This is a genomic window from Pseudomonas azotoformans (genome assembly GCF_001579805.1).
Classification (GTDB): Bacteria; Pseudomonadota; Gammaproteobacteria; order Pseudomonadales; family Pseudomonadaceae; genus Aquipseudomonas; species Aquipseudomonas azotoformans_A.
On sequence record NZ_CP014546.1, the window covers coordinates 5,618,901 to 5,643,825 of the forward strand.

Annotated in this window: 27 protein-coding genes; 5 read left to right on the forward strand and 22 right to left on the reverse strand. The window is 61.2% G+C overall.

Features of this window, described 5'->3' with window-relative positions:
• Positions 1-12: 12 nt before the first annotated feature.
• The 13 genes from tagH to AYR47_RS25775 form a co-directional block, all read right to left on the reverse strand.
• Entirely contained in the window at positions 13-1,431 is a 1,419-nt protein-coding gene (tagH, locus tag AYR47_RS25715; RefSeq protein WP_061448908.1) for a type VI secretion system-associated FHA domain protein TagH, read from the reverse strand.
• Between the two features lie 18 nt (positions 1,432-1,449).
• Positions 1,450-3,411 carry a type VI secretion system Vgr family protein gene (locus AYR47_RS25720; RefSeq protein ID WP_061448909.1) on the reverse strand — a complete coding sequence of 654 codons (1,962 nt, stop codon included), beginning with the start codon at positions 3,409-3,411 and terminating at the stop codon, positions 1,450-1,452.
• A gap of 4 nt (positions 3,412-3,415) precedes the next feature.
• Positions 3,416-4,216 carry a hypothetical protein gene (locus AYR47_RS25725; protein ID WP_033896851.1) on the reverse strand — a complete coding sequence of 267 codons (801 nt, stop codon included), beginning with the start codon at positions 4,214-4,216 and terminating at the stop codon, positions 3,416-3,418.
• A 26-nt stretch (positions 4,217-4,242) separates the two neighbouring features.
• On the reverse strand, positions 4,243-6,870 hold the full coding sequence (tssH, locus tag AYR47_RS25730; RefSeq protein ID WP_061448910.1) for a type VI secretion system ATPase TssH: 2,628 nt from the start codon (positions 6,868-6,870) through the stop codon (positions 4,243-4,245).
• A complete protein-coding gene (gene tssG / locus AYR47_RS25735; protein ID WP_061449484.1) occupies positions 6,863-7,882 on the reverse strand; it encodes a type VI secretion system baseplate subunit TssG in 1,020 nt (339 codons plus the stop codon). The genes tssH and tssG overlap by 8 nt, the downstream gene beginning before the upstream one ends.
• Complete coding sequence (gene tssF, locus AYR47_RS25740; protein WP_061448911.1) at positions 7,867-9,744, reverse strand: type VI secretion system baseplate subunit TssF; 1,878 nt, start codon at positions 9,742-9,744, stop codon at positions 7,867-7,869. Before tssF ends, tssG begins: the two co-directional genes overlap by 16 nt.
• A complete protein-coding gene (gene tssE / locus AYR47_RS25745; protein ID WP_061448912.1) occupies positions 9,741-10,259 on the reverse strand; it encodes a type VI secretion system baseplate subunit TssE in 519 nt (172 codons plus the stop codon). Before tssE ends, tssF begins: the two co-directional genes overlap by 4 nt.
• Before the next feature lie 149 nt (positions 10,260-10,408).
• On the reverse strand, positions 10,409-10,891 hold the full coding sequence (locus AYR47_RS25750) for a type VI secretion system tube protein Hcp (protein ID WP_016978511.1): 483 nt from the start codon (positions 10,889-10,891) through the stop codon (positions 10,409-10,411).
• Between the two features lie 22 nt (positions 10,892-10,913).
• Positions 10,914-12,413 carry a type VI secretion system contractile sheath large subunit gene (gene tssC / locus AYR47_RS25755; RefSeq protein WP_033896856.1) on the reverse strand — a complete coding sequence of 500 codons (1,500 nt, stop codon included), beginning with the start codon at positions 12,411-12,413 and terminating at the stop codon, positions 10,914-10,916.
• A gap of 78 nt (positions 12,414-12,491) precedes the next feature.
• Positions 12,492-12,992, reverse strand: a complete 501-nt coding sequence (tssB, locus tag AYR47_RS25760; RefSeq protein WP_033896857.1) for a type VI secretion system contractile sheath small subunit — start codon at positions 12,990-12,992, stop codon at positions 12,492-12,494.
• Between the two features lie 37 nt (positions 12,993-13,029).
• Positions 13,030-14,043: a type VI secretion system protein TssA gene (tssA, locus tag AYR47_RS25765; protein WP_033896858.1), complete on the reverse strand. Its 1,014-nt coding sequence runs from the start codon at positions 14,041-14,043 to the stop codon at positions 13,030-13,032.
• Positions 14,044-14,121: 78 nt separating this feature from the next.
• On the reverse strand, positions 14,122-15,147 hold the full coding sequence (locus tag AYR47_RS25770) for a catalase family peroxidase (protein ID WP_061448913.1): 1,026 nt from the start codon (positions 15,145-15,147) through the stop codon (positions 14,122-14,124).
• 51 nt (positions 15,148-15,198) lie between these two features.
• On the reverse strand, positions 15,199-16,116 hold the full coding sequence (locus tag AYR47_RS25775) for an anti-sigma factor family protein (protein ID WP_038850286.1): 918 nt from the start codon (positions 16,114-16,116) through the stop codon (positions 15,199-15,201).
• 482 nt (positions 16,117-16,598) lie between these two features.
• Here AYR47_RS25775 and AYR47_RS25780 point away from each other — a divergent pair, with 482 nt between their 5' ends.
• Complete coding sequence (locus tag AYR47_RS25780; protein WP_082461389.1) at positions 16,599-17,150, forward strand: RNA polymerase sigma factor; 552 nt, start codon at positions 16,599-16,601, stop codon at positions 17,148-17,150.
• Positions 17,151-17,259: 109 nt separating this feature from the next.
• Here the strand turns inward: AYR47_RS25780 and AYR47_RS25785 are convergent, their stop codons facing one another.
• Both AYR47_RS25785 and AYR47_RS25790 read right to left on the reverse strand, forming a co-directional pair.
• Positions 17,260-18,012 (reverse strand): outer membrane beta-barrel protein, encoded by a 753-nt coding sequence (locus tag AYR47_RS25785; RefSeq protein ID WP_033896861.1) that lies wholly within the window; start codon positions 18,010-18,012, stop codon positions 17,260-17,262.
• Between the two features lie 136 nt (positions 18,013-18,148).
• The gene (locus AYR47_RS25790) at positions 18,149-18,973 is read right to left on the reverse strand and encodes an arylamine N-acetyltransferase family protein (RefSeq protein WP_061448914.1); all 825 of its coding nucleotides are present in this window, start codon (positions 18,971-18,973) and stop codon (positions 18,149-18,151) included.
• Positions 18,974-19,093: 120 nt separating this feature from the next.
• Between AYR47_RS25790 and AYR47_RS25795 the strand changes: the two genes are divergently transcribed.
• On the forward strand, positions 19,094-19,330 hold the full coding sequence (locus AYR47_RS25795; RefSeq protein ID WP_016979650.1) for a DUF6555 family protein: 237 nt from the start codon (positions 19,094-19,096) through the stop codon (positions 19,328-19,330).
• A 104-nt stretch (positions 19,331-19,434) separates the two neighbouring features.
• Here the strand turns inward: AYR47_RS25795 and AYR47_RS25800 are convergent, their stop codons facing one another.
• On the reverse strand, positions 19,435-19,809 hold the full coding sequence (locus tag AYR47_RS25800; RefSeq protein WP_061448915.1) for a tautomerase family protein: 375 nt from the start codon (positions 19,807-19,809) through the stop codon (positions 19,435-19,437).
• A gap of 6 nt (positions 19,810-19,815) precedes the next feature.
• Positions 19,816-20,139 (reverse strand): carboxymuconolactone decarboxylase family protein, encoded by a 324-nt coding sequence (locus AYR47_RS25805; protein ID WP_061448916.1) that lies wholly within the window; start codon positions 20,137-20,139, stop codon positions 19,816-19,818.
• Positions 20,140-20,246: 107 nt separating this feature from the next.
• On the opposite strand from AYR47_RS25805, the gene AYR47_RS25810 reads away from it, so the two are divergent.
• Together AYR47_RS25810 and AYR47_RS25815 are read left to right on the forward strand one after the other, a co-directional pair.
• Complete coding sequence (locus AYR47_RS25810; RefSeq protein ID WP_061448917.1) at positions 20,247-21,134, forward strand: LysR substrate-binding domain-containing protein; 888 nt, start codon at positions 20,247-20,249, stop codon at positions 21,132-21,134.
• A 114-nt stretch (positions 21,135-21,248) separates the two neighbouring features.
• Positions 21,249-21,662: a hypothetical protein gene (locus AYR47_RS25815; protein ID WP_061448918.1), complete on the forward strand. Its 414-nt coding sequence runs from the start codon at positions 21,249-21,251 to the stop codon at positions 21,660-21,662.
• A 106-nt stretch (positions 21,663-21,768) separates the two neighbouring features.
• On the opposite strand, the gene AYR47_RS25820 is transcribed toward AYR47_RS25815, so the two are convergent.
• From AYR47_RS25820 to AYR47_RS32750, 4 genes are all read right to left on the reverse strand, one after another.
• On the reverse strand, positions 21,769-22,284 hold the full coding sequence (locus AYR47_RS25820; RefSeq protein ID WP_061448919.1) for a GNAT family N-acetyltransferase: 516 nt from the start codon (positions 22,282-22,284) through the stop codon (positions 21,769-21,771).
• Positions 22,285-22,665: 381 nt separating this feature from the next.
• Positions 22,666-23,112, reverse strand: coding sequence for a GNAT family N-acetyltransferase (locus AYR47_RS25825; protein WP_061448920.1), 447 nt, complete (start codon positions 23,110-23,112; stop codon positions 22,666-22,668).
• Positions 23,113-23,420: 308 nt separating this feature from the next.
• Positions 23,421-23,621 carry a DUF6021 family protein gene (locus tag AYR47_RS25830; RefSeq protein ID WP_061448921.1) on the reverse strand — a complete coding sequence of 67 codons (201 nt, stop codon included), beginning with the start codon at positions 23,619-23,621 and terminating at the stop codon, positions 23,421-23,423.
• 14 nt (positions 23,622-23,635) lie between these two features.
• Positions 23,636-23,812: a hypothetical protein gene (locus AYR47_RS32750; protein WP_016979666.1), complete on the reverse strand. Its 177-nt coding sequence runs from the start codon at positions 23,810-23,812 to the stop codon at positions 23,636-23,638.
• A 114-nt stretch (positions 23,813-23,926) separates the two neighbouring features.
• On the opposite strand from AYR47_RS32750, the gene AYR47_RS25835 reads away from it, so the two are divergent.
• The gene (locus tag AYR47_RS25835; protein ID WP_033901363.1) at positions 23,927-24,448 is read left to right on the forward strand and encodes a DUF3087 family protein; all 522 of its coding nucleotides are present in this window, start codon (positions 23,927-23,929) and stop codon (positions 24,446-24,448) included.
• Here the strand turns inward: AYR47_RS25835 and AYR47_RS25840 are convergent.
• The gene (locus tag AYR47_RS25840; protein ID WP_237142508.1) at positions 24,445-24,912 is read right to left on the reverse strand and encodes an MEKHLA domain-containing protein; all 468 of its coding nucleotides are present in this window, start codon (positions 24,910-24,912) and stop codon (positions 24,445-24,447) included. The genes AYR47_RS25835 and AYR47_RS25840 overlap by 4 nt on opposite strands.
• Positions 24,913-24,925 lie beyond the last annotated feature (13 nt).

Consider the following 24,925-nt stretch of genomic DNA (forward strand, 5'->3'; position numbering starts at 1 on the left):
AGGCCCTGCCCCTCATTGCCGCATCCGCGCGACCTGTTCCTCATAAGCCTTGGAAAACAGCTCACCAAACAACCGCTGCAAATCCTCATCGGCATCCCGTGCCAGGTCTTCGTAGCGCTCCACCAAACGGTCCCACAACCGCGCCTTGCGCCGCGCCGGCATCCACTTGTCCAGCGCGCCATGGGTGGTGCGGCGTTGCTCGACCCGTGCCGGATCAAAGCGCTGCACCACCGCACCAAGGGCCGCGCGCATGCCGGCGATCACCGCCAGTTCATGGGCCTTGAGGTCTTCAAATGAGGCGTTCATCGCCTTGACCGGGCGCATATAGGCCGGCGAGTCGCCACCGAGCATCTGGGTCAGGGCGCTGTCGGCGTCGGGGAAGAATTTGAGTGGGTTGTTGGAATAGGCGCCGATCATGGTCATGTCGATATGGCTTTCGCGCTTGGTCAGCGCGCGGGCCATGAGCACATCCATGGTGCCGGTGGTGGCGGCGCGGAGCATTTCGCCGACCAACTGGGCCAGCTCCGTGGGGGTACGGGTGGTGTGAAGGTCGGGGAGGCCCAGGCCTTGGAGCAACGCATGCAACACAGCGTCATCACTGTTGGACGCGGTCAATGTGGGAGCGGGCTTGCTCGCGAAGGTCTCCAAGACGACCGGTTGCTCCTGAATGACCGCGTTATCGTTCTTCGCGAGCAAGCCCGCTCCCACATGGGGTTCCGGGGAAAACGTGGGTTGGGTGGACAGGCCAAACAACGGGTCGTAATCCTCCGGAATCACCTGCGGCTCCGCTTGCCACAACGGCGCGTTGAACGCCTGCAACTGCGGCGCCACGTGGTCACTTTCAGTGCCGCGAAACGCTGGCGTCAGCGATGGATTCAACCCCAACGGGTCCGACAACGGCATCGCCCCGTCAAACAACGAGCCGCCCTCCAGAATGCGCGCACCGGCCAAGTCATCATGCAGCAGCACCGGCACCACCACTTCCGGGTTGCGCACCAACGGCTGGGGCACTTCCAGGGGTGGCAGCGGCGCGGCCACGGGCGGCGGTGGAGGTACAAACAACGGCGGCAGGATCCGTGTCGCCAGGGCATCGTCTTCGGGTTCGACGGCGGCTGGCTGCTCCAGGCGCACTTCCAGGGCGTAATCACCGATCACCAGGCGATCCCCCTCCTCCAGCACGCGCTCGCGCCCGTTACCCAGCGGACGCTCATTGACCAGGCTGGGATTGCTGCCGGTGTCAGTCAGGTAAAACTCGGCGCCACGCAGCTCGATGCGCGCATGCACCCGCGAAATGTATTTGCCAGGGTCGTCCAGGGTCAGGTCATTGTCCGGACCTCGGCCGATGGAGCCACCCACCTCGGTAAACCGGCAGATCACGTCACCGGGCATCGGTTGGTCACGGTAGCTTTTGACCAGCAGGATCAGGTTCATAGCGGGCTCCTGTAAGGGTTATTTGCCATCGTCGGCCTCCTTGGGCGGCAACGGCACGCCGGCAGGTCCGGTGGCGGCCGACAGCGCCAGCGCGGTCGCGGCAGTGCCCGCCTGGGGCAATGGGATGGGAATGGTCGAGGCGAGAATCATCGCCGGGGAGAGGGTGAGAAAGGTCGTGCCGACCTTCAGGGTGATGGTCGCCCCGGCTTCGATCACCACGTTCATGCCTCCCTTGATGTGCACGTCGAGGCCGGCAGTAACACCGGTCTTCAACTTGCCATCGATGATCATGTTGGTGCCGGCGGTCATCGACACGGCGCCGGTGGCTTTTTCGTTGCGATTGCCGCCTACTGAGGAATGCCGGTCACCGCCGACTTTCTCGCGCAGGTCGTTGTCGACTTTTGAATGGCGGTCACCGCCGACCCAGTCCAGGGAGTCCTTGAGCACGCGCTGGTCGAGGTTCTTCTGGGCGTGCAGGAACACCTGTTCCGCGCCTTTCTTGTCTTCGAAACGCAGCTCGTTGTAACCACCGCCGCCCTTGGATGAGTTGCTTTTGATCGTCGAACGCGTGGCATTTTCCGGCAGCGCATAGGGCGGCAGGGTGTCGGCGTTGTAGACACTGCCGGTCACCAGCGGTTGGTCGGGGTCGCCTTCAAGAAAACTCACCACCACCTCCTGGCCGATACGCGGCGTGTACAGCGCGCCCCAGCGTTTGCCAGCCCAGCCCTGGGCCACACGAATCCAGCACGAACTGTTTTCATCGCGCTTGCCTTCGCGGTCCCAGTGGAACTGCACCTTGATGCGCCCGTATTTATCGGTCCAGATTTCCTCGCCTTGCTTGCCCACCACCATGGCCGTCTGCGGGCCGTGCATCAGCGGCTTGCGCGACACACACGGCGCACGGAATTGCTGCTGGCGCGACAGGGCAACGAACTCGCAGGTGAGCACCGGCTCGGGATGGTCCGGCGGCGTCGGCTCGTAGGTGTCCGAGGACAAGCGATAACGCGCCTCCAGCAACAGGAACTGCGCGTTCTGCTCGCTGCGCGGGTGTTCGGTCAGGGTCATCAGCGCGCCCGGAAACAACCCACGCGCGCGGGTGGCGCCAGTGACGCGCTGGGTGCCGGTGTGCAGCGACTCGATCAGCGTGCGCGCGTAGGTTTCGCCCTGTTTGCGCTCGGTGTACTTGCCGGGGTAGTCGTAACGTTCATGACGCGACTGCGGGTAGCTGCCGGCCAGGGTCGACTTGGCCAACAGGTTGGCACTGGGCTTTTCGAAGTCGAAGTCCTGCAGGGTGTAGCCGCCCGGTTCCACCTCGCCACTCATGCGCCAGTCGTAGATCACTTCGCTTTCGCGCATGGCGTGGTCTTCGGCGGGCATGAAACGCACCTGGGCGTACCCCGGTGCGGGCGAATGGGCACCGTAAGAATCAGCCAGTACCAAGGTGTGGCGCCCGGCCGCGCTCTTGAAGAAGTAGTAGATGCCCTGCTGTTCCATCAAGCGGCTGACAAAATTGAAGTCGCTCTCGCGGTACTGCACACAGTAGGTCAGTGCCTTGTAGCTGGCGCTCAAGCCCGAGGTATCGACATCCGCAATGCTGTAGGGCGCAAACACCTGCTTGAGGATGTCCGGCACGCTCAGTTCCTGGAAAATCCGGCAGTCGCTGGCCAACGTCAGGAACCACAGCCACGGTCGCAACACCGCCGTGTAGGTGGCGTAACGCCCCTGGCGACCGGTGAACGCGAAGTGGCTGACGTGCCCGTTGAAGTAGCGGCTGCCGCCCTTGGGCAGGTCCACCGCGACCGTCATCTGGGTGGCCAGCAGGTCATCGATATTCAGGTCGGCGCGCTCGCTGTACAGCTCCAGCCGGTATTCGCTGAGCTGGGACAGGCCCTCAAGGGCCTGCATGCGCCGGAACAGCAACACGTCGGCTCCCAACACACTGGTGACCTGGATTTCGCGATGAGCTTGGGTCGTGGCCATGGCGTCAAGGCACCGGGTAGAAGGTATGGATGTGCAGGGTGCCGTCAGGCATGCGGTCGACCAGCATGCAGGCCGACGAGATCTGTACCAGGCCTGGCGTATCGCCGCCTACCACATCGCGGCGCGACTGATAGAGCAGCACCGGATTGACGCCGATGACAGGGTTGACCGGTGTTTCGATCGTCGCGCGCGTCGCGCCGGCATCGAGTGTCTGTAGCTGCTGAAAGCCGATGGTGGAATTGAGCACATCGCGAGCGACAATCGCGGCTTGCTGGGAGTCGGCAAACACCCCGGAAAACTCGGTGCCCAGAAACTTGTTCACGTAGGTCCGGTTGATCCGATTGACAATGGCCCCGCCGACAGCGGTGGGCAGCGGTTGCGCGGCCAGGGCATTGGCATTGTCGATCAGCCGCTGCCGGCCGGACGCCAGGCCGGCGTTAATGCGCGCGGTAATCGCGCTTCGATTTTTTTGCAGCTCGAAATGCTCCCAAGTGTCCTTGACCTCTTGGCCATTGGCGGGTCCTGGGAGGGTCGAGGTACCCATGATGAACGCCCGCCCTGGCTCAGTGATGGGTGCTGTTCCCGGATTACCAATCGATCGGCCAGACGGGCTGGTCTTGCCCTCGTACCCGCCCGGCAAATCCTCACCGGTTGGCCGCACCCGGTCGGAAATCTGCAAGCCACGGGCATCCACATGCAAGGCCAACGCATGCCCCGGTTGCCCGTTGTGCGGACTGGCACGGCCGTCACTTTGCTGCAACGCGGTCATGACTTCGTAAAGGCCATAGTTTCTTGCGTAAGGCATAGGTATCACTCCTGTCATCAATGGGCTCAGGCAAACCGATAGCTGAATTCGCCGCCTTCGACGGTGACAGCCACGCAGGTGGCCGGTGTTCCAGCGAGCAAGCGCTTGAGAAATTCGGTACTGATCGCCGGCAACATCGAGTTGGTCAGGATCGCGTCGATCATCCGTCCGCCGCTTTCCAGCTCGGTGCAACGGCTGGCGATCAGTTCCACGACGTCCTCGCTGAAGGTGAACGGGATCTTGTGGCCCTCGGCGATGCGCTTCTCGATACGCCCCAGTTGCAGGCGGATGATGCTGCCGAGCATGGCGTCGCTCAGCGGGTAATAGGGGATGACCACCAGGCGCCCGAGCAGGGCCGGTGGGAAAACGTCGAGCAAGGGTTCGCGCAGCGCCTTGGCGATGGTGTCCGGCGCGGGCAGGCTGGTTTGCGGATGGCGGCAAAGACGACTGATCAACGCGGTGCCGGCGTTGGTGGTGAGCAGGATCAGGGTGTTCTTGAAGTCGATGATCCGGCCTTCGCCGTCCTCCATCCACCCCTTGTCGAACACCTGGAAAAACAGCTCGTGCACGTCCGGGTGGGCCTTCTCCACCTCGTCCAGCAGCACCACGCTGTACGGCTTGCGTCGCACCGCTTCGGTCAGCACGCCGCCTTCGCCGTAGCCCACGTAACCGGGCGGCGCGCCCTTGAGGGTGGAGACGGTGTGCGCCTCCTGGTACTCGCTCATGTTGATGGTGATGACGTTCTGCTCGCCGCCATACAACGACTCGGCCAGGGCCAGCGCGGTTTCGGTCTTGCCCACCCCGGAAGTGCCGGCGAGCATGAATACGCCCACGGGTTTGCCGGGGTTGTCGAGGCCGGCGCGGGAGGTCTGGATGCGCCGCGCGATCATCTCCAGCGCATGGTCCTGGCCGATGATGCGCTGGCCCAGGCGCTCGGCCAGGCGCAGTACGTTTTCGATCTCGTTCTTGACCATGCGGCCCACGGGAATGCCGGTCCAATCCTGCACCACCGAGGCCACGGCCTGTTCATCGACGCTGATGAGTACCAGCGGATGTTCGCCCTGCTGCGCGATCAGTTCGTCCTGCAGTTGGCGCAAGTCGGCCAGGCCGGCTTCGCGGTCATCGGACTCGGCCAATTGGCTGCGCAGGCGCTGGATCTGTTCCACCAGCGCCAGCTCGTTATCCCAGCGCCCTTCCACTTCGTCCAGGCGTTCGCGTTCACTGGCCAGCAAGGCTTCGACCGAGGCGCGACGGCTGACGGTGTCCACGCCGATGGCGGTCTCGCGCTCGATGATTGCCAGCTCGGTTTCCAGGGACTCGATACGGCGCCGACTGTCATCCACCTCGGCCGGGGTCGCATGCAGGCTGATAGCGACGCGAGCACAGGCCGTGTCGATCAGGCTGACGGCCTTGTCTGGCAGCTGCCGCGCCGGGATGTAGCGGTTGGACAAGCGCACCGCCGCTTCCAGCGCCGAATCGAGGATGTGCACCTGATGATGGTTCTGCATGGTTTCGGCAATGCCGCGCAGCATCAGGAGCGCGCGGGCTTCATCCGGTTCGTCCACCTGCACGGTCTGGAAGCGTCGGGTCAGCGCCGGGTCTTTCTCGATGTGCTTCTTGTACTCGGCAAAGGTCGTCGCGCCTACTGTGCGCAAGGTGCCTCGGGCCAACGCCGGCTTGAGCAGGTTGGCCGCATCGCCGGTCCCGGCAGCACCGCCCGCGCCGACCAGGGTATGGGTCTCGTCGATGAACAGCACCACCGGCTTGACGCTGGCCTGCACCTCGTCGATCACCGAACGCAGGCGCTGCTCAAACTCGCCTTTCATGCTCGCACCAGCCTGCAACAGGCCGACGTCGAGGGCCAGCAGTTGCACATCCTTGAGGCTGGGCGGCACGTCGCCACGGGCGATGCGTTGGGCAAACCCTTCGACCACGGCGGTCTTGCCGACGCCCGCCTCGCCCACCAGGATCGGGTTGTTCTGGCGGCGACGCATGAGGATGTCGATCACCTGGCGAATCTCTTCATCGCGACCGACGATGGGGTCCATCTTGCTCGTACGCGCTTGCTCAGTGAGGTCGACGGTAAAGCGCTTCAGGGCTTCCTGCGGTTTGGTCGGGGCCAGTGCGCCGAGGTCTTCGCCCGGTGCCTGGTAGCCGTCGCTGGCGCTCATCCGGGCTTCGGGGGAGTCCTTGAGCAACGCTGCGAATCGCTCACTCAAGTCATCGATACCGACCTTGTTGAACTCGCGGGAAACCCCATACAAGCCGTTGCGCAGGCTGGGGGTTTTCAACAGCGCCAACAGTAAATGGCCGGAGCGCACCTGGGACTCGCCGAGCATCAACGTGGCATACACCCACGCACGTTCGACGGCCTCTTCCACTTGCGACGACAAGTCGGTGACCGACGTCGAGCCACGGGGCAAGCGGTCGAGGGCCGCCGTCAGGTCACGGGCCAGTACGGCCGGGTCGATGCCGTAATGACGGATCAGCCGCAGCAGGTCCGAGTCGGTCAGTTGCAGGATCTGCTGCAACCAGTGCACCAGCTCCACATAGGGATTGCCGCGCAGCTTGCAGAACACGGTGCTGCTTTCAATCGCCCGGTAGCACAGGCTGTTGAGTTTGCCGAAAAGCGCGACGCGACTGATATCAGCCATGGGCAGGTCCTTGAGGGGTAATGGAGAGGCGCGGGTTGATCAGCAACTGCCGATCATCCTGCTCGGGGGCCTGGCTGCTCAGCCAACTGGTCCAGCCCAGGGGCGCGGAACCGAGGCGCAAGCCAGGCAGTTGTTCTTTCTTGACGATCAGGTTGACGTCCCAGTCCAGCGCCAGGCCGACGTATTGGCGCACCCAGTCCTGCACGCGCTGCAGGCTGTCGCCACCGGGCAGCAGGCGACGGGTTTGCGCCAGGTCAAGGGGGCCGATCAACAGGCGGAACTTGTGCTGGGTGTTCCAGACTTTCTTGCCCATCACGGTGGTCTGGCCGAGTACGGCGGCATCGGGGCCGCTGCGCAGCGCGCACAGGCCGTCGGCGGGCAATTTCATCCAGTGGCCGACAAACTGCTCGACCCGCACCGGCACGCCGAGGTAGTCGGTCAGTAGCGCGGCCAAGCCCTCGGCATTGCGCGTCTGCGGGCCCAGCCGTCCGGCGAAGTGCAGCTTGGCCACGTCGGGCACTGCGTTGCGGTCCAACAGTGAAGCCTGGCCGATGCCGATCAGGGAGCCCAGGTACTGCGCAAAACGGTCCGCTCCCGGGCGGTCCAGGCTCACCGCCGGCTGGGCACTGGCCCAGGCGCGGTAGAACAGGCTGATCATGCGGTGGTGGAACACGTCGCAGAACGCCGCGAGTGTGGGGTCGTTGCGGTTGCGTTGGCGGTCGCGGATGTATTCGGTGAGGTGAATCGGCAACGGACCGTTGGCGCCCATCAGGCCAAAGAAATTCAACAACAACTTGGGCACAGCGCCGGGCGTGAGCGCAGCGATCATCGCTGGCTCGAACGCCAGCGACGGCTGCTGCCCGAACCGCACGGCCTCATCCGCCGGGCGCGCGGCTTGGCCGATACGCGGCAAGTGCGCAAACGCGCACTCGAGCTGACGCAGCGCGCCGTAGAAATCGAAGCGCGCCGGGTGCGCCTCCAGGGCACCGAACAGGGTCAGAGGATCTCGCATCTGCCCACCCGCGCTGGCCATTGCATGATCACGCCACGCGTGGTGCTCTTGATCAGCGTTTCGGTGAATGCGTTGAGCGATACGTACTTGGCAAAAAACTGCTCCAGCACCGAGCCCAGCACAAATACACCAGCGCCTTCGAACGCCGCTTCATCCAGGGTCACGCAGACCTGCAAGCCACGGCCATAGGTGATCGGCCCTGGCAACGGCAGGCGCCGCACGATGCTTTCGGCCGTCACCGAACGCAGGCCTTCGATCTGCTTGTGGGCGGCTTCGTCTTCAATACGGCAATACAGGCGCAGTAACTCGCGCAATGCACTGGCACCCTGCTCCTTGTCCTGGTCCAGCAACGACAGGTAGTTGAGGGACAAATGGCTGACCAGCCGCCATGCGGTTTCGCCCTCGGCAAAGGATGGCGCCGGCACCGTGGGCCCGGTGAGGCATCGCACCGCCTGCACCGGCGCGCCGGACTCGACGCTGAAGTCGCTGCGGCCACTGCCTACCGGCATGTTCAACACCAGGTCACGGTTGCTGCACAGGGTGTCGATGCCCAACTGGCGAAGGTCGCTGCGGTGCGGGGCTTCCTGGGCGTCCACCAGGGACAGGAACAACTCGCTGCCGATGTAGCTGGAACGAGGGCCTTGGCGGTGCTGTTGCTCGGACAACACCCGCGCATCTCGGCGCACTTGGTAAAAGGCGTTAGGCGGCTTGCGGGCGTGCAGGTCATTGGCGCGGTAGAACGACTCGAAGGTCTGGCTGGCTTCCGCGCCACTGCCGTAGCCGGTCACACCTTCGATCTGGTAGATCTCGTAATCCATCGGCCGCGTGCGGTCCGCAATCACGTGGTATTCCGCCTGCTGGTCGGACAGGTGCACACGCTCGGCGCGCATCGGGAACAGGTTGATCGCCGGCGTGCAATACAGGCCGAAATTCGCTGCGCTGAGGCTTTGTTCCAACAGCGGATCGAGCTTCTTGAACAGCACGATCACGTCCAACTGTTCAGCGCTGCAGCGGCTGACGCTATTGCCCAGTCCCACCACGTCGGCAAACATGAAGCGCTGCGGCATGGCGAAGTATTCCTGCAACAGCCGATAGCCCTGGAACTGACGCGGGCCGGTGGGCAGCAACGCTTCGCTGTCGCTGTAGCCCAGGCTGCGAATCGCGCTCTTGGGCAGGAATTGGTGCCAGTCGACATGCTCCTGCACCGGCATCACCAGCACGCCGACGGCCTGGGCCAACAGGTGTTCGAGGATGCGCGACGGCATGGCGTCGCCGCCACGGATGTGCAGCGGCAGGTTATCGAGGGACAGGTCGCTGAAAGTCAGGCCGGCACCGACCCTGAGGCGCAGGCGCAGGGCCGCCTTGACCCCGCCCAGGCGCGACAGATCAACACCTGCCACGTGTGTGCCGCAGGCAAAGTAGCGCGCCTCGACCAGCTCGATCGGCCACAAGGTCACATCATGGGCCGTGCGGAATTCGCAGGCGGTCTGGTCGCCCTTGCCCAATTGGCTGTGCAGCGCGGTGTCGCGTGGCACCTTGAACCCAGAGGCCAGGCTGCCCTCGCCCATGTCCGGCTGCAATTGCACCACCGCCATCGACGGCGTGGGCGCCAGGTATTGCGGGTACACCAGTTCCAGCAAGTGGTTGGTAAAGCGTGGGAACTCGGCGTCGATCTTCAACTGCACCCGCGCCGCCAGAAAGCTGAACCCCTCCAGCAACCGCTCCACATAAGGGTCGGCACAGGCATAGGTTTCCAGCCCCAGGCGTCCGGCGACCTTGGGGTAGTCACGCGCGAATTCACCGCCGACTTCCCGCAGGTGAGCCAGTTCACGTTCGTAATAGCGCAGCAGTTTGGCGTTCACCGCACGTCCCTTGTCTCGATATCGAAGACCCTGGCCTCACCTGCTTCCAGGTCGAGTTCGGTCTTCAGGTACAGGCGCTCGGGCAACGGTTGGCCCCAGAGTTCGCCATGAATTTCAAAGGCCATCTGGTTAGGACTGGCCGTAGCCCCCGAGGGCACCACCGGCACCACCCGCACGCTGTTGCGTAAAATCCGCGGTTCAAAATCCCAGATCGCCTGGCGGATGCGCCGCCCAAGCTCGTCACGGTCCAAACCGGCGGCGGTCTTGCCGGCAAGATCCGGCAGACCAAAATTGACCACCGACTGCATCGCCAGTGGGTAGGCGCTCAAGTCACGAAAACTGCCCAGGCTGGTGCTGTTGAGCAGCCACCCCAGGTCACGCAACACCGCCTGGCGCAGGCCGCGCATGGACAGCACGCGCTTGTCCCGAGGCTCCACGGCATGCTCGGTGTCGTCATCGCTCAAGCGGTCGAGCAACGACGGTTGCAGGCGTTCGCGACTGGTGAGTTCAGCCATGGTTAAGGCCTTGAGTAAGGTTCACAATGTTCTCCACTGTGGCGAGGGAGCTTGCTCCCGCTGGGCTGCGCAGCAGCCCCAAAAACTTAGGGCCGCTTCGCGCCCCAGCGGGAGCAAGCTCCCTCGCCACATCCACCGGGGTGTCAACATCAGATTTTCTGGTTCTTTTCCAGGTCCCACTTCTTCGGCGTGCCGGTGATCACGGTGTCGCCGGTGAAGGAGTCGAACTCGTAGCTGATGGTGGTGAAGTTGATCGAGATGGTTTCGCTCGGGCGCTCGCCGTTGCTGCTGGCGGAGTAGGAGCTGATGATCGCGCTGCCGAGGATCAACTTGAGGAACACTTGTTGCTTCTTGTCCGGGCCGCCGGTCTGGATGAAGTGGATCTCGGCATCACCCAGGCTCTTGCCGCACACGGCCTGCATGAACAGGTCCGCGGAGGCCAGGTCGGTGACCTTGGTCATGGAGATTTCCGAGAACGACGGGTTACTGGTGTCGCGATCGGCGCCGCCACCGCTGGTGGAGATCGCCCGGCCGACACCCATCTGGATTGCATCGATGGTGATCCAGTCCTTGTGCCCGTCGACGGTGGAAGTGCCTTTGATCTGGGTGCCTTTGAAGTTCAGCAAAATCATGGTGGTTACCTTTCAGGGTTGATCAGTTGGATTTGGTGGACGGCAGCTTGGAGACCAGGCGCAGGGACACGGTCAGGCCTTCGAGCTGGTAGTGCGGGCGCAGGAAAAACTTGGCGCCGTAGTAGCCGGGGTTGCCTTCGATTTCTTCCACCACCACTTCAGCGCCGGCCAGTGGCTTGCGCGCTTTGTCGGCGTCGGTGGCGGTGGCCGGGTTGTGTTCCACGTAGCGGCCGATCCAGTTGTTGAGCCAGATCTGCATGTCGTCGCGCTCTTTGAATGAGCCGATCTTGTCGCGCACGATGCACTTCAAGTAATGGGCGAACCGGCAGGTGGCGAACAGGTACGGCAGGCGCGCGGCCAGGTTGGCGTTGGCGGTGGCGTCCGGGTCTTCGTACTCGGCGGGTTTGTGCATCGACTGCGCGCCGATGAAGGCCGCCAGGTCGCTGTTCTTCTTGTGCACCAGGGGCATGAAACCGTTCTTCGCCAGCTCCGCTTCACGGCGGTCGCTGATGGCGATTTCAGTCGGGCAGGTCATGTCGACGCCGCCGTCATCGGTCGGGAAGGTATGCACCGGCAGCCCTTCCACCACACCGCCGGATTCAATGCCGCGAATCTGCGAGCACCAGCCGTAGTGTTTGAACGAGCGGTTGATGTTCACAGCCATGGCATAGGCGGCGTTGGCCCAGGTGAAGTCCTTGGCGCCAGCGGCGTCGGTGGTTTCTTCGAAGTCGAACGCTTCCACCGGGTTGGTCTTGGCACCGTAAGGCGCGCGGGACAGGAAACGCGGCATCGCCAGGCCCACATAACGCGAATCTTCACTGGCACGGAAGCTGCGCCAAGCTGCGTGTTCCGGGGTCTGGAAGATCTTGGTCAGGTCACGCGGGTTGGCCAGTTCCTGCCACGACTCCATCAGCATCACGCTGGGGTCGGCGGCGGTGATCAACGGGCAGTGCGCCGCCGCACTGACGCGGGCCATCTGGGTCAACAGCTCCACGTCCGGGGCGCTGTTGTTGAAGTAGTAGTCGGCCACAAACGCGCCATAGGGCTCGCCACCGAACTGGCCGTATTCTTCTTCGTAGAGCTTCTTGAAGATCGGGCTCTGATCCCAGGCCACGCCCTTGAACTTGCGCAACGTCTTGTGCACTTCGTTCTTGGAAATGTTCATGACCCGGATCTTCAGCGACTCGTCGGTCTCGGTGTTGTTGACCAGGTAATGCAGGCCGCGCCAGGCGCTTTCCACGCCCTGGAATTCCTCGTGGTGCAGGATGTGGTTGACCTGTTCGGTAAGTTTCTGGTCGAGGGCAGCGATCAGGCCTTCGATGGTGCCCAGCACGTCGTGGGGCATCAGCTGAGTGCCTTGCAACGCTTGCTCGGCCAGGGTGCGCACGGCGGTTTCCACCGCTTCCTTGGCTTTGTCGGTCTTGGGCTTGAACTCTTTTTGCAACAGGCTGGCGAAGTCGCCGGCGTCGAACTCGGTGGTGACCAGCGGCTGTCCGGCCTGTTCCGATTGCGGAGTGGACATGACGGTTTCCTCGAATTTTGGGCAAAGCTTCCCCGTACCGGGGCAAACGAGGCTCCGGCAGAGTCAGCGGTTATTCAGTTATTCAGGCTGTTTGGGCGCAGTGCTCAAGGCCTGCATCACGCTCGGGTCGGCGAGCAGTTTGGCCAGCAGTTCCTCGGCACCCACCTTGCCGTCCATGTAGGTCAGCAGGTTGGACAATTGGCTGCGCGCGGTGAGCAGTTGGTTGAGGCTCGGGACCTTGCGGGCGATGGCGGCCGGGCTGAAATCGTCCATGGTTTCAAAGGTGATCTCCACCGGCAGGTTGCCCTCGCCGCTCAGAGTGTTGGGCACCTGGAACGCCACGCGCGGCTTCATCGATTTGAGGCGCTCGTCGAAGTTGTCGATGTCGACTTCCAAAAACTTGCGCTCGGCCACCGGCGGCAACGGCTCGGCGGGTTTGCCGGAGAGGTCGGAAAACACCCCCATCACGAAGGGCAACTGCACGGTTTTTTCCGAGCCGTAGATCTCCACGTCGTATTCGATCTGCACACGTGGCGCCCGGTTGCGAGCGATAAACTTCTGACTGCTTTCTTTGGCCACAGGACGAGCTCCGGTGAGTGGGTTTGATACAAAAGGGTCAGTTGTCGCTGTTGCGAATACCGCTGACCAGCGCCAGTTGCGCAAGACCATCGGGAGCGAGGTCTTGCAGCAATTCCATGAAATTCTTGTCGATCAGTTTCTTCGCCCGTTGCAGCAAAAACGGCACGGGACTGGCCGGTTCGTGAGTCTGGAAATAGGTGCACAGGCGGTCGAGCGTCTGACGCGCGTCTTCGCGGCTGTTGATCTCGCCACGGTTGGGTTGCGGCGTTAAGGCCGGGGCATCGGCCGTGATAACCGGTGCTGCCACATCCAGTTGCGGACGACGGATCACGTCACCGGCACGCCGCAACAGTGTGGCCAGGCTGCTCAGATCGATAGCGCGGCCGACGCCGACTTTCTCCGTGAGCAGCTGCTCGATCTGCACGCTCAGCGCCAGGGCCTGGGCCAATGCGGTTTCGGTGGCGTTAAGCTCAAGCGGGTCCGCCTCGGCCAAGGCGCCTTCGATCACGGCCGGGCTGAGGTCACCGCTGGGTTCGGTGGTGGCCAGGTCGATCTGGCGCAGGCTCAAGCTGCCCACACTGCGCGCCGTGATCAGCGGAGCGCCCAGCAGGTCGCGCAACAGCCCGGACGGCTCGCAGAGAAACGCCAGGATGTTGATGCGCAACAGAGGGTCGTGGTCATCATCGGGATCGAGCTGGGGATGCAGGCCACCCCAGCAGTGTTCCAGCAACCCATGGATCAACTGCAGGCCCGCAGCCAGGCCGGAGAGACCGTGCAGGTTGAGCTGGGCGCGGGTCAGCCAGATCGCCAGGCGCAGGTCGCGGCTGCGCTCCAGCAGCGGCAAGGCCAGCAGCATCACCCGCTTCCAATTCGGTTCGATGGCTTGAGTGATGGTGTCGCCGTATTGCACCTCGGGCTTGCCCAGGGCTTCTTCTTCCAGCTCAAGGAATTCAGGGTCGTATTCGACGTTCACGCCGCCGCCGTTTGCCTCGCCCAAGGGCAAGGCAAACGCGGTGAAATCCAGTGGTTGAGCGTCGGTGGGCAGACCCATCGCAGTTCCCTCGTTCAAGTTGTTCTGGGAATAGAACAAGCGAGGGAAATGATTTATTCCGAGGGCTTGGAAAAATTCTTAACGCAGGCGCTCTTCGCTGATGCGCCGGCGATGGGATTCGGCATAGGCCGCCTTGCGCGCCAGCAGCAGCGGGTCATCCGAAGGCGCAATCCCCGGTGGTAGCTCCAGCGGGTTGAAGTCGATATCGCGGCATGCACCGTCGACCTGGGCTTGCTGGTCATCGATCACCAGCACACCGGCATCGATCTGCCGACGACCCTCGGGCCAGCGCACGGTGGCATCGGTGGTGACATCGCCAGGATCGGCCAGCGTGATAATCAGGTGCCAACGTACCGGCCCCTGTTCCAGTTGCGTGGCAAAGCCGAAGGCAAGGAAGTCGGGGTCGCTGCGCTGCGCGGCGGTGATTGCTTTGTACGGTGTCTCGGGCACCATGCTCCAACGCACGAACCGTTCCTGGCCCTGGGCGTTGATCATGCGAAAGGCGTTGACACTGTAGTACGTGGTGTTATCAAAACCGGAAGAGCCTGGATGGTCAGCGAGCCATTGTTCGAACGGGCGCATCTCCGGATGGGTGCGCTTGAAGGCCTGCATCTTTTGCGGGTCCGGAGCGTTATCGCCATAGGTCGGCATCGAGGCGCGCAACTGCTGGTACAGACCTTCGGGGGTGTTGACCGGGAACACCGGCACGGAATTCATCGCCATGTACCAGGCGTCGCCCTCCGAGCCCGCCAGGCGCAACGCCATGCTGCGGATCATGCCGTGCACGTCGACCTGGGCCGGATCCCCCCCGGCAGCGGACAAGCGACCGATCAACGGCACTGTGCCGCGCTGCAACATCGCGGCGTGGGAAACCTCTGTCGCATTGCCGTTGCTTTCAAAGTGGCCGCTGATGCACTGGCCCTTGGCATGGTTACGCCGAAACCCGGGGTGGGCACCGCCCGCGACGGCCTCCATTTCATCGACGATCTGTACAGCGGAGGGTGACGGCGAATACAGCAGCCACACACCGATGCCGGCGAACACTGCGACAGCCAGGGCGAAGGACAAACGGAGGTGTTTTTGCAGCGGAAAAGTTCTTTTCATCACACTATCTGGGATCACAGCATCGGGTACCAATGCCCGACCCCAGCATGGTTATTTCTGGAGCGCGGCGATCCACATCGGTGACGGCGCCCCGGCAAACAACTGGGCGGCACTTCGGTCGGCGACAAGTCGGGCAACGGCGTTGAGGTCCACACCTTCAGGCTCGCCGATCAGGGCGTAGCCCAGTTCAGACTGGCGCCAAGTTACTACGTTCATTTGCGCAACGCTTTGCTGGGTGATGGACTGATCGGGCTTGGGCTCTTTCATCACGCACAAGGCCACCGGCGCGCCATTGGCCGGCAGGTACACCAACTGGATCAGCGCCTTGTTGTTGAAGCGCAGGCGCTGCACGCGCTTGAACGTCAGGCCGGCGGAACTGAGGTCGGGAACGCGCAGGGCCAGGCCGTCGATATCACGGATATCCGCGAGGGTCTTGGTGATGGCATCCGTCGGTTGCGCGCCGTAGGCCACGGTTTCACGGGTGTACAGATGCTGGTAGGCAGCCGCCTGTTGAACCCATGGCGAGGCCTGGGCAACGGCGGGCGCGGTGGTCTCGATACCCGGCTTCAGCGCACCGCTGAATGCACCAACTTGAAGCACCAAGGCATAGCAGGCTGCACCGGCAACGAACGTCAGCGCGGGCCATGCAAATTTAGGTTGGAAGAATGCGAACAGGCGGGAGAAAACGCTGTCTGTCTTTTCGTCGGAAACTTCAGCGCTACGGGAAGGAGCCGGTTCAGCCGTGTGCTGAGCCGCCAACGCAGCAATGTTGAGCTTGAGACTTTCAGGCACCGGCGGCAGGTTCTGCCGGGCAAAGGCTTCCTCATAAGGCAGGCACGAAGCCATCAACCGGGAGACTCGTTCAGCCAGGTCCGGTGAAGCGTCTATGAGCCGCTCTAGCTCCTGGTTCTGTTGCGACGAAAGCTCGCCGTCAACATAGGCCATTAGCAAGGCATCATCCGCTACCATGGGTTTTTCTCTCCGTTTGTATTCATCAGTTTCTGCAGGGTGATTCTCAGCCTTGTGGGCCGAAGCGGCGAGCCGGCGGGTAGCGACAAGCCATCATATTGATATCAGCTTCACGGTTGCAACAAGTCAAAAAACTTTAAAGCAAGCGGCGAATACTCGGTGACACGCACAAATACTTTAAGAGAACACCCTGGAATCTAAAATATTCCCAGGGCCTGATAAATCTTATATGTTTCACTCCGTGTCAGGGTATTTTTCCTGAAACGGCTGCCAGAATCATTGGCCTGTAACCTGCATAAGCTGTCATTAACCTTTCAATGACGATCCAAATCGGTACACTTTGTCAGCATCTTGATACAATTCTTCGACACCCAGGACCCTCAGCACCGCAAAAAGGACGCCGCGACACAGGCATCCGCTACGGTATCGACCTCGTAGCCTGACCGCTCCATTTTAGGCATCAAGAAATAATAAGAGGAAATATGTCGATCACCGGTGCTGATTTACCCGCACTGCTTCCCGAACTGTTGCCACGCCTGTGGGCCTTTGCGTTGCGCATCTGCGGCGACAAGCATGATGCCGAGGACCTGGTGCAGCTCGCCTGTGTCCGCGCGCTGGAACGGGCCCATCAGTTGCAGCCCGACACCTCGGTACTGAGCTGGATGTTTTCCATCGTGCACTCCACCTGGATCAACGAACTGCGCTCACGCAAAGTGCGCAGCCGTTCGCGCATGGACTGGAACGACGAATTCCTCGAAACCGTCAGCGACCCCGAGGCGCCCAACCCGGAGTCCGACCTGATGCACCGCCAGATCATCGAAGCCGTGCAGAAACTCCCCGATGGCCAACGCGAAGTGATGCTGCTGGTGGGCGTGGAGCGCTTCAGCTACAAGGAAGCCGCCGAAATGCTCGACCTGCCGATCGGCACCATCATGAGCCGGCTGTCCCGTGCGCGTCAGGCGATCGGCGCGCTTTTTGATTCGCCGAAAAGCAAACCTTTGCGCGCTCGACCGGAGAGTTCTTCCGCGAGCTGAAACCGCTCTAAACTGGCGTCCTGAACGGGACCACCCTAAGGACGAAGCCCCCTCTCCTTCCTCATCGTGAAAGGCGCAGGCACTCACCTTCAACGCCCCCACAATATGCTTAGAACGCGATCCCGACCTTGAAGCCGTACTCGTTGCGCTTGAGCTTGGTGTTGTCGGCCACTTCGGAATCGCCGTCGAGCTTGTACTCGGTGCGGGTGTAGTACAGGCCCGCGACCACCGGCAGGTCGCCCTTCTGGTTCATCAGCAAGCTGACTTCAGCGTAGGGGTTGGTGCGGTCCTTGAGATCCACGGTGTCGCTGCCGAAATCTTCCACCTTGAGCTTGGTGCGGCCATCAATAGTACGGCGGGCGCCGGCTTCGACACGCAGGGTCATGTCATCGAACTGGTGGTTGTAGCCCAGGGCTGCCTTGGCGAACGGCGATTTGTTGGTGAGCTTGACGTCGAGGTCGTTGATCTCTGGCTCGTAGCGCGTCCAGCTGTAGCCACCGCCGACGATCACGTCGACAAAGTTGCGCGCATCCAGCGCGGCACGCCAGCCGAGGTCCAGGTCGGCCTGGCCTTCCTTGAGTTTGTTGTCGCTCTTTTCGCCGTACTTGGCTTCGATACCGGCCTGGTAGATAAAGCCGGATTCAGCGGTGAGCTTGTTGCCGAAGTTATAGAACAGCCCCGCTTCGGGCATGCGGCTCTTGTCGCTCTCGCTGCCGCCTTCGAATTTGAAATCGTTGTAGCTGCCCAGGATCCCGAAGGTGGAAATCGGGTCGGTGGACGGTGCGGCGAACACCGCGGCAGGCGCAGCGACCAGCGCCAGCAGCGAGGAACCCTTGAGGAATTTTCCGAATAGCTTGGACATCGTTTTACATCTCCTTGTCTGGTGAGCAAATTATTCAGGAACCGCTTCGAACCCCGGCAAGCGCCAAAGGTTCGAATTAATTTGCGTTGATTTGGAGGTAAAACGGTTCAGCGAAGGCTCTAGCTCAACACTTCTATCAATTAGCCATTACCAAGCCATCAAGGACAGTGCGCAGCGCCGGCGTGACCGGCACGCGAAGCCCAAAGGTTTCAGTCAATAACTGCAACACCTCGTCGGCACTGGCGAGGGCGCGCTTTTCACTCGGCCGGTCCAGATAGTGAATCGCATAATGGGCGTTGTTGAGGGTATGGCGCTTACCCGCAGCCAAGCGCGCGACCTTCAATTGGCCAACAAATACCGAGTCCGGATGGGTGGAGACATACCAGTTGCCGATTTCATAATCGATGGCCGCCTGCACCTGCAGGTCGAACACATACAGCCCGCGCCACTCCTCGGCCACTTTCGCCCACAGGGTGTAGCTGCCCTGCCCGTCGAAGGTCACCCGATATGGCTCATGGGCAGTGGCTTGCACCACCTCAGTGTCCAACCGCAACGGACTGCTGGGCACCATGCCGCCAAAGCCGACATCGGTGATATAGCGCACGCCATCCAACGTCACCAGGCTCAAACGATGAGTACGCGCCGTCCGCGCATCCGGCGGCCCGCCCATCACCACCCTCCCCGTGATACCACGCGCGTCAAAGCCGAGTTCCTGCAACAACGCCAGGAACATCTGGTTCAACTCGTAGCAATACCCACCCCGCCCCTCCAGCAGCACTTTCTGCTCGACGCTAGCCAAATCGATTGGCACCGGCAAGCGCATCAGGCTCGACAGGTTCTCGAACGCAAAGGTGCACACATGGCGCAGTTGCAGCTCCCGCAGGGTGTGCAAGGTCGGCGCTGGCGGCGAGTCATAACCCAGGCGTTGCAGATAGAGGCGGCTATGGGTCAACAGTGACATGGCGCAATCCTTGGGCGCGGGAGGAAGGCGACACTATGCCGCGCCGACAGGCAGATTGTCATTTTGAATGAACCTTTTTGAACGCTGCCCTATCCATCTATAACAACACAGGGAGGCAACATGAGTACCGCAAAAATCTACACCATCAATTATCAGCTGCACGGCAAACCGAAATCCTTTGTGGTGCGCGCCGAAGTGATGAACAACGCCGAAGCCTGGCACTGGGCGGCGGTGGATGCCGATATCGCCCACGTGAGCCGCGTGGGGCGGGTTGGGCATGAACAAGTGAAGAAGACGACCCGACCGTGGGCGGAGAAGTTTGGGATTACGGAGGTGACGTGGGTGGCGCCGAAGTGAGGAGGGAAAGCCCCGCTGGGTGAGGCGGGGTTTTCTGGGCAGCAGCGGCTATTCGCGAATGACACCGTTCGGCCATCCGTACAGGCGATGCATAAATCCGCAGGCTAATTGCCCCGCCCGCCTCCAAACGACCACTCGTCACCGGCTGTAGTCGAAATCACCACCATCACATCCTCGGCGTTCAGCCCCGTCGCCCGCCCCAATTTTTCAACCAGATCACGGTAAAAACGCTGCTTGGTCTCAACACTTCGAGGCCGGCCGGCGGTGATCGCGATCAGCACAAAATCATGGCTACGCGGCCCGCCCAAGTAATGGGGGTCGAATATCAGCTCGCCAACCTCATGTTGGTGAATAGCCTGGAAGCGATCAGTCTTCGGCACCTCGAAGCTCTCGACCAAGGCGTCGTGCAACCCGTCAGACAGCGCGTGTAGATACTCGACCGACTTCCCACGGTGCAGTGAAATTCGTGCAAACGGCATCAACGGTTACTCCTGAGGTGTTGGAAGGCTGACCTGTAGTTCACTGAGCACATTCAGCGCCGAGGCGGCTGTTGGCCAACCTGAATAAAACGCCAGATGGGTGATGACCTCGGCCAGCTCGTCAATACTCAAGCCGTTATCCAGTGCACGTTTCAAATGAAAAGGCAGCTGTTCCAGACGGTACATCGCCACCAGCGCGGCCACTGTCGCCAGGCTGCGCTCACGGGGACTCAATTGCGTACGCGTCCACATGTCACCAAACAATACGTCGTCAGTCAGCTCGGCAAATTTTTGCGGGTAGCTGCTCTGGTGTTCTCGCCCCGTGATCATCGTTTTTCCCCCTGAAGTCCCAATTGACGAGGAAAAACTATCAACTCGCGATAGTCCCGAATATCAGATTTAATAGCACCCATCATCCCGAATTAGTGGACTGTCGAATGCGCCGCCCAACCTTCGATCTTGACGTATTGCGTACCTTCGTCACCGGCGTGGAGCTAAACAGTTTTGCCAGAGCGGCGGATCGTCTCGGTCGTTCGACGTCTGCCGTCAGCGCTCAATTGAAGAAACTCGAAGAGCATGTCGGTACGCCGATCCTGGCCAAGTCCGGCCGCGGGCTGGCCTTGACCCCCATGGGAGAAACACTGCTCAGTCATGCCCGCCGGTTACTGGAGCTGAACGACGGCATCTTTCAGACCCTACGTGAAAGCCAAACCGCCGGGACCCTACGCCTCGGGCTTCAAGAGGACTTTGGCGAGCATTTCCTGAGCGATATCCTGCGACGTTTCGTCCAGACTTACCCGAGGGTCAATCTCGAAGTCAGGATCGCCCGTAACGCCGAACTGCTGGCGCTGGTCGAACGCTCCAATCTGGACCTCGCCCTGACCTGGGATACCGGGCACACGTCGCCCTATGCCACACATCTGGGCGCAACACAGATGCACTGGATCGGCGCCCGCGATACACCACTGCTGACGGCCCTTGACGACTCACCGTTGCCATTGATCCTGTTCGACGCGCCTTGCCTATTGCGCAGCGCCGCCACCCAAGCGCTGGATGCCGCACACATTCCATGGCGAATTGCCCTGACCAGCCCCAGCGTCGGCGGCATCTGGGCGGCCGTCGCCGCCGGACTGGGTCTGACGCTGCGAACCCGCATTGGGCTGCCGAGCCACTTGACCGTTGTGTCGGGCTTGCCCCCCGTGCCAAGCCTTGGCTATGTGCTTCACTGCGATAACAACGACCCGAGTCCCGCCACCCAACAATTGATCGCGTTAATCAAAACGAGCCTGCAAGAGCAGGCGTTTCGATTCACGCTTACGAAATGATCGAAAGCACCCGAGGGTTCAACTCGGACGACGGCAATGGATTAGAGTGGGCGACATAAATCCAAACCCCAGCAGTTTTCCACACATCTGTTTATAGCCAGGAGCGACGTTCCCATGAGCGGGCTGTATGAGAAAGCCGAGTTCGCCTTGCGAGCCAACGACAGTGCGGCCTTCTGGGCTGCACTCGCCGGCGTCGACGCACACATGACCGCGCCACTTTTGGCGAGGCTCCTGCTGGAAGACTGGCATGAAGAGCATGAAGATATCGTTTTTGAGTTGGGATTAATCGGGGAAAACTGCGCGACGTCCGCGATTGCGCAGGCCGCGCAGAAAAATTTCGAATACCTGGTCAGGTGGGGCAACCTGGAAGAGTTTCAGCGCAAGTGCGCTTATGCGTTAGCGCGTATTGGCTCTGGCGATTCGAAGGTAGCGTTGGAGCTTATGGCGCAGCAGTTCGACACAGGCGTTAGCAAGTATGCAGAGGAAGGGCTGAGGCATTGGGCTGTGCCGGTCAAAAAGCGGGGTTAGTGGGTGGAGTTTTTCTGCCTAAATGACGGCTTCTGGCAGAGAGCTGCCACTCACGAACGACTGCTTTCGGCCAGAAGCAGTCCGTCGACGGGCTTGATAAAGATGATTACACCGGTGGTATTTGGTAAACAACCGAGTCGTATTTGGCTGATGTGCGCGTCTCGAAGATGATCCCACCCAGAGCCTCGGCAATACGTCGACTCGCATGGTTGTCCGTCGCAACGGGGTAGATGAAAGTTTTTGCTACCATTCGCTGGCTGGCCCACTGAACAATCGCTTGGACCGCTTCACATCCAAAGCCCAACCCGTGTTTATCTTCACGAATCCAGATACCCAGTTCCGGTGTTTCACTGTGGGTATCATGTAACCCAGCCAGGCCAGTAAAACGAGCATCGTCTAGTTGTCTAATCGCGAACACAAAGTCGCTGCCATCTGCGATTGAAGGCAGCCACTGCCGCCAGACTTTTGCATACTCATCAAGAGAGGCAGATGGTTCCCACGACATGTAGCGCGTCAACGACGCAGTTATACAAGCGAAGGATTCAACAGCGTCCTGCGCGCAGAATGGCTCGATACTCAGACGTGGCGACTGAATGCAGATTTCGCGGGTATCGATGGGCATTGTAGTTTCCTTATCAGAGGTGCAGCACTCCGTTCGTGTCCAAGAAAAGTATCATGCTGATCGTTTCTTCCGGGAAAGGGGGCAGATTTATTTCTGGAAAAATAAGTCTGTCCCCTTTTCGAAGAGTAATACCCTCATTGCGTGCTCCAGCGCTGAGGCGTCAACCATGACCTACAAAAAAATACCGAATGGTCGTTAACATTCCCTGTCGCTCTCACTGACCAAACCCCGTTTATTTCAGTTATGCCAAATATATGGCTGAAGTGTCCAATATGGAAGTGAGGCCCTAATCACTTGACGGGCTTTCGAAGGGGCATCGTTGACGTTAATGAATCTTCACCCATTTATCGCCTGTCCGCTTCTGGCCGAAACCTACCCACATCAATCGTTACTCAACTCCACCCTATGCGTCGCATCCCCATCCTCTACCCGCACAAAGCCACAGCGCAGGTAAAACGCGCTTCCCTCGACAGTATCGGTATTAAGCCTCACGCTTCTAAAGTGCAAAGCAGCATGAACAAGCAGCGCATTCACCAGTCTCTGACCAACATACTGCCCCCTAGAACCAGGCACCACGTACACACGTCGCAACCTCCCGACACTGGCCTCAGCGTAGGGATCAACTGAAAGCCCCCCGATCCCCACCAATCGCTCGTTCAAATAAGCTGCCATCAGGCACTCTCCAGGCGCATCGAAGCGATTGGCGCCTGACTGCCACTCCGAGATCAATCGGGTAAGAAACCTGAAACCCTCAGCCACCGCCGCGTTCTCAAGGTCAGCGATCTGTGGCGGTAGGTGTGTGATCGGTTGAATCTCCGTCTGGTTCATCCGTACTCCCTGGCTTGGCAAAAAACACTGGCGGCGCGGCAGGAAAACCCTTGAGCAACGCCTCTATTTGCCGGCGATTTTGCAACTGGACAGTAGGCACCTCTGGCCCCACCGCCGGGCGCGTTTTCTCGATGCCAGGGCGCGAGTCACGGTCGAAATTCCACACATAGCGCAGGAAGGTCAGGAACTCCCGGTCGGGCTCTCCGCTACAGCCGTCTGGCATGTGGGCGACCAATGGTCAGTGACTGACTGGTGCAGGTCAACTCCTTACCTTCTGCAGGATGCAGGTGTCGGAAGCTCGCACAGACTCAAGGCTTCAAGTCGCCCAACGGGTCATATGGCGGCTTCCTCCCCTCCTTGTCCTTCTTTTCCTTATCCAACGGCGCAATCGCCGGCCCTATCGGATCTACCTGCGGATCCGCCACATCCGGCGAATCCGGGTCAAACCCCAGTTCATCCTTGCCACTGGAATGCTCGCCCGAAGCCGGGCCTTTGGGTGGGTTACTCACGGCGTTCTCCTCGTTCAGAGTGGGCGGGCCTTGTCATGCAGGTTTTCCAGGTCTTCCTCGACGCGTTCCACGTCGTCGTCCTGACGCTCCGCCGGGTCGTTGGGGCGCAACGCATCGTTGTCGCGCTCTTCTTCTCCGGGTGTGCGGTCAGGGTTTGGGGTGCCGGGCGGTGGCTGGTTGTAGTCGGACATGATGGTTCACCTCAAAGGGGTCTACACAGGTTTAGAGAAACCGCCGTGCGCCATCGTTCAACTTGTTTGCCCAGGCGTGAGATGATGCGCGCCCCTTCTGGAGGCATGAACCGGATGTTCGAGCTCAAACCCTGCGACCCTGTCACCTTCCGCCAACAGACCCGGCGCAGCACGTTGATGGTGGCGGTGCTGTTCCTGGCCTTGGCGATGTTGCTGTCGAGCCTGGCGGTGATGCTGTTTGGCGAGCCTGGCGGGGATAATTTCCGCTTTAATGTCGGCGGTGTGTTCGCCGGGGTGCTGATTACGGTGGCGCTGGTGCGCGGGCCGTTCTGGAGCCAGCCGTGGCTGGCGGCGGCGGTGTATGGCTGGCAGCTCAAGCGCAACCTGATGAGCGTGACCAATGTGATGCACAAGGTCACTGAGCGGGTGCAGGCGAATGACCCGACGGCGATCAAGGTGCTGCGTTTTTATCATTTGGGCCTGACGCAGATGCATGAGCTGGACGCCAACTCCAGCGCCCAGGTGCAACTGGTCGCTGAGGTCGAGGCGCATAAGGCCAAGATGCAGGCGCTGGGGATCGATCCCGAGCAGACCCGGTTCGACCCCGCCTGGCTGCAGGCCTTTAAAAGCGCTTAGTCCAGCACGTCGATGCGTTGCGCGTCGGGCCAAAACAGCGCGGCCTGGCCGCAGGGTTGCCCGGCGTCGTCGAGCAGGGTCCACACTACCCCGGCGTGGATCATGAAGGGCTGATCAAAGGCATCTACGCGCCAGCCGCTGTAACCGGCGGCGATGCCGTTGGCGGTGACTTGCTCCAGTAGCACCTGGCGCGCGGCGCGGTCGAGTTCCGAGGCGCTGAAGCGTGAAGGCATGCCGATGAAGCGCTCGCGCGGGTATTTGAAGCACTGCAACGCGCAGTCATTCACGTAGGTAAAACGCGGGTCTGCGGCGCCGTCATGGGCGAGCAGGCTGTAGGGCGCGTCGCGGTGCAGCCAGGCCAGGCGCTGTTGCGGGTCGAGGTGGTCGGGGGCCGGCAGTCCCTGGCCGGTCCAGTGTCGATACGCCTTGTCCAGCACGCCTACGAAGTCTTCTTGATGGGACACGCACACCCTCACA

Excerpts from the sequence above, each read along its gene's own strand:
- AYR47_RS25785 (WP_033896861.1), bottom strand. The coding sequence starts at position 18,012 with ATGTCCAAGCTATTCGGAAAATTCCTCAAGGGTTCCTCGCTGCTGGCG.
- tssA (WP_033896858.1), bottom strand. The coding sequence starts at position 14,043 with ATGGGTCTGCCCACCGACGCTCAACCACTGGATTTCACCGCGTTTGCC.
- AYR47_RS25750 (WP_016978511.1), bottom strand. The coding sequence starts at position 10,891 with ATGATTTTGCTGAACTTCAAAGGCACCCAGATCAAAGGCACTTCCACC.
- AYR47_RS25810 (WP_061448917.1), top strand. The coding sequence starts at position 20,247 with ATGCGCCGCCCAACCTTCGATCTTGACGTATTGCGTACCTTCGTCACC.
- AYR47_RS25725 (WP_033896851.1), bottom strand. The coding sequence starts at position 4,216 with ATGCCTTACGCAAGAAACTATGGCCTTTACGAAGTCATGACCGCGTTG.
- AYR47_RS25805 (WP_061448916.1), bottom strand. The coding sequence starts at position 20,139 with ATGATCACGGGGCGAGAACACCAGAGCAGCTACCCGCAAAAATTTGCC.
- AYR47_RS25820 (WP_061448919.1), bottom strand. The coding sequence starts at position 22,284 with ATGCCCATCGATACCCGCGAAATCTGCATTCAGTCGCCACGTCTGAGT.
- tssE (WP_061448912.1), bottom strand. The coding sequence starts at position 10,259 with ATGGCTGAACTCACCAGTCGCGAACGCCTGCAACCGTCGTTGCTCGAC.
- AYR47_RS25800 (WP_061448915.1), bottom strand. The coding sequence starts at position 19,809 with ATGCCGTTTGCACGAATTTCACTGCACCGTGGGAAGTCGGTCGAGTAT.
- tssG (WP_061449484.1), bottom strand. The coding sequence starts at position 7,882 with ATGCGAGATCCTCTGACCCTGTTCGGTGCCCTGGAGGCGCACCCGGCG.
- AYR47_RS25780 (WP_082461389.1), top strand. The coding sequence starts at position 16,599 with ATGTCGATCACCGGTGCTGATTTACCCGCACTGCTTCCCGAACTGTTG.
- AYR47_RS25795 (WP_016979650.1), top strand. The coding sequence starts at position 19,094 with ATGAGTACCGCAAAAATCTACACCATCAATTATCAGCTGCACGGCAAA.
- tagH (WP_061448908.1), bottom strand. The coding sequence starts at position 1,431 with ATGAACCTGATCCTGCTGGTCAAAAGCTACCGTGACCAACCGATGCCC.
- AYR47_RS25835 (WP_033901363.1), top strand. The coding sequence starts at position 23,927 with ATGTTCGAGCTCAAACCCTGCGACCCTGTCACCTTCCGCCAACAGACC.
- AYR47_RS25720 (WP_061448909.1), bottom strand. The coding sequence starts at position 3,411 with ATGGCCACGACCCAAGCTCATCGCGAAATCCAGGTCACCAGTGTGTTG.
- AYR47_RS25815 (WP_061448918.1), top strand. The coding sequence starts at position 21,249 with ATGAGCGGGCTGTATGAGAAAGCCGAGTTCGCCTTGCGAGCCAACGAC.
- AYR47_RS25790 (WP_061448914.1), bottom strand. The coding sequence starts at position 18,973 with ATGTCACTGTTGACCCATAGCCGCCTCTATCTGCAACGCCTGGGTTAT.
- AYR47_RS25775 (WP_038850286.1), bottom strand. The coding sequence starts at position 16,116 with ATGGTAGCGGATGATGCCTTGCTAATGGCCTATGTTGACGGCGAGCTT.
- tssH (WP_061448910.1), bottom strand. The coding sequence starts at position 6,870 with ATGGCTGATATCAGTCGCGTCGCGCTTTTCGGCAAACTCAACAGCCTG.
- AYR47_RS32750 (WP_016979666.1), bottom strand. The coding sequence starts at position 23,812 with ATGTCCGACTACAACCAGCCACCGCCCGGCACCCCAAACCCTGACCGC.
- AYR47_RS25770 (WP_061448913.1), bottom strand. The coding sequence starts at position 15,147 with ATGAAAAGAACTTTTCCGCTGCAAAAACACCTCCGTTTGTCCTTCGCC.
- AYR47_RS25825 (WP_061448920.1), bottom strand. The coding sequence starts at position 23,112 with ATGAACCAGACGGAGATTCAACCGATCACACACCTACCGCCACAGATC.
- tssC (WP_033896856.1), bottom strand. The coding sequence starts at position 12,413 with ATGTCCACTCCGCAATCGGAACAGGCCGGACAGCCGCTGGTCACCACC.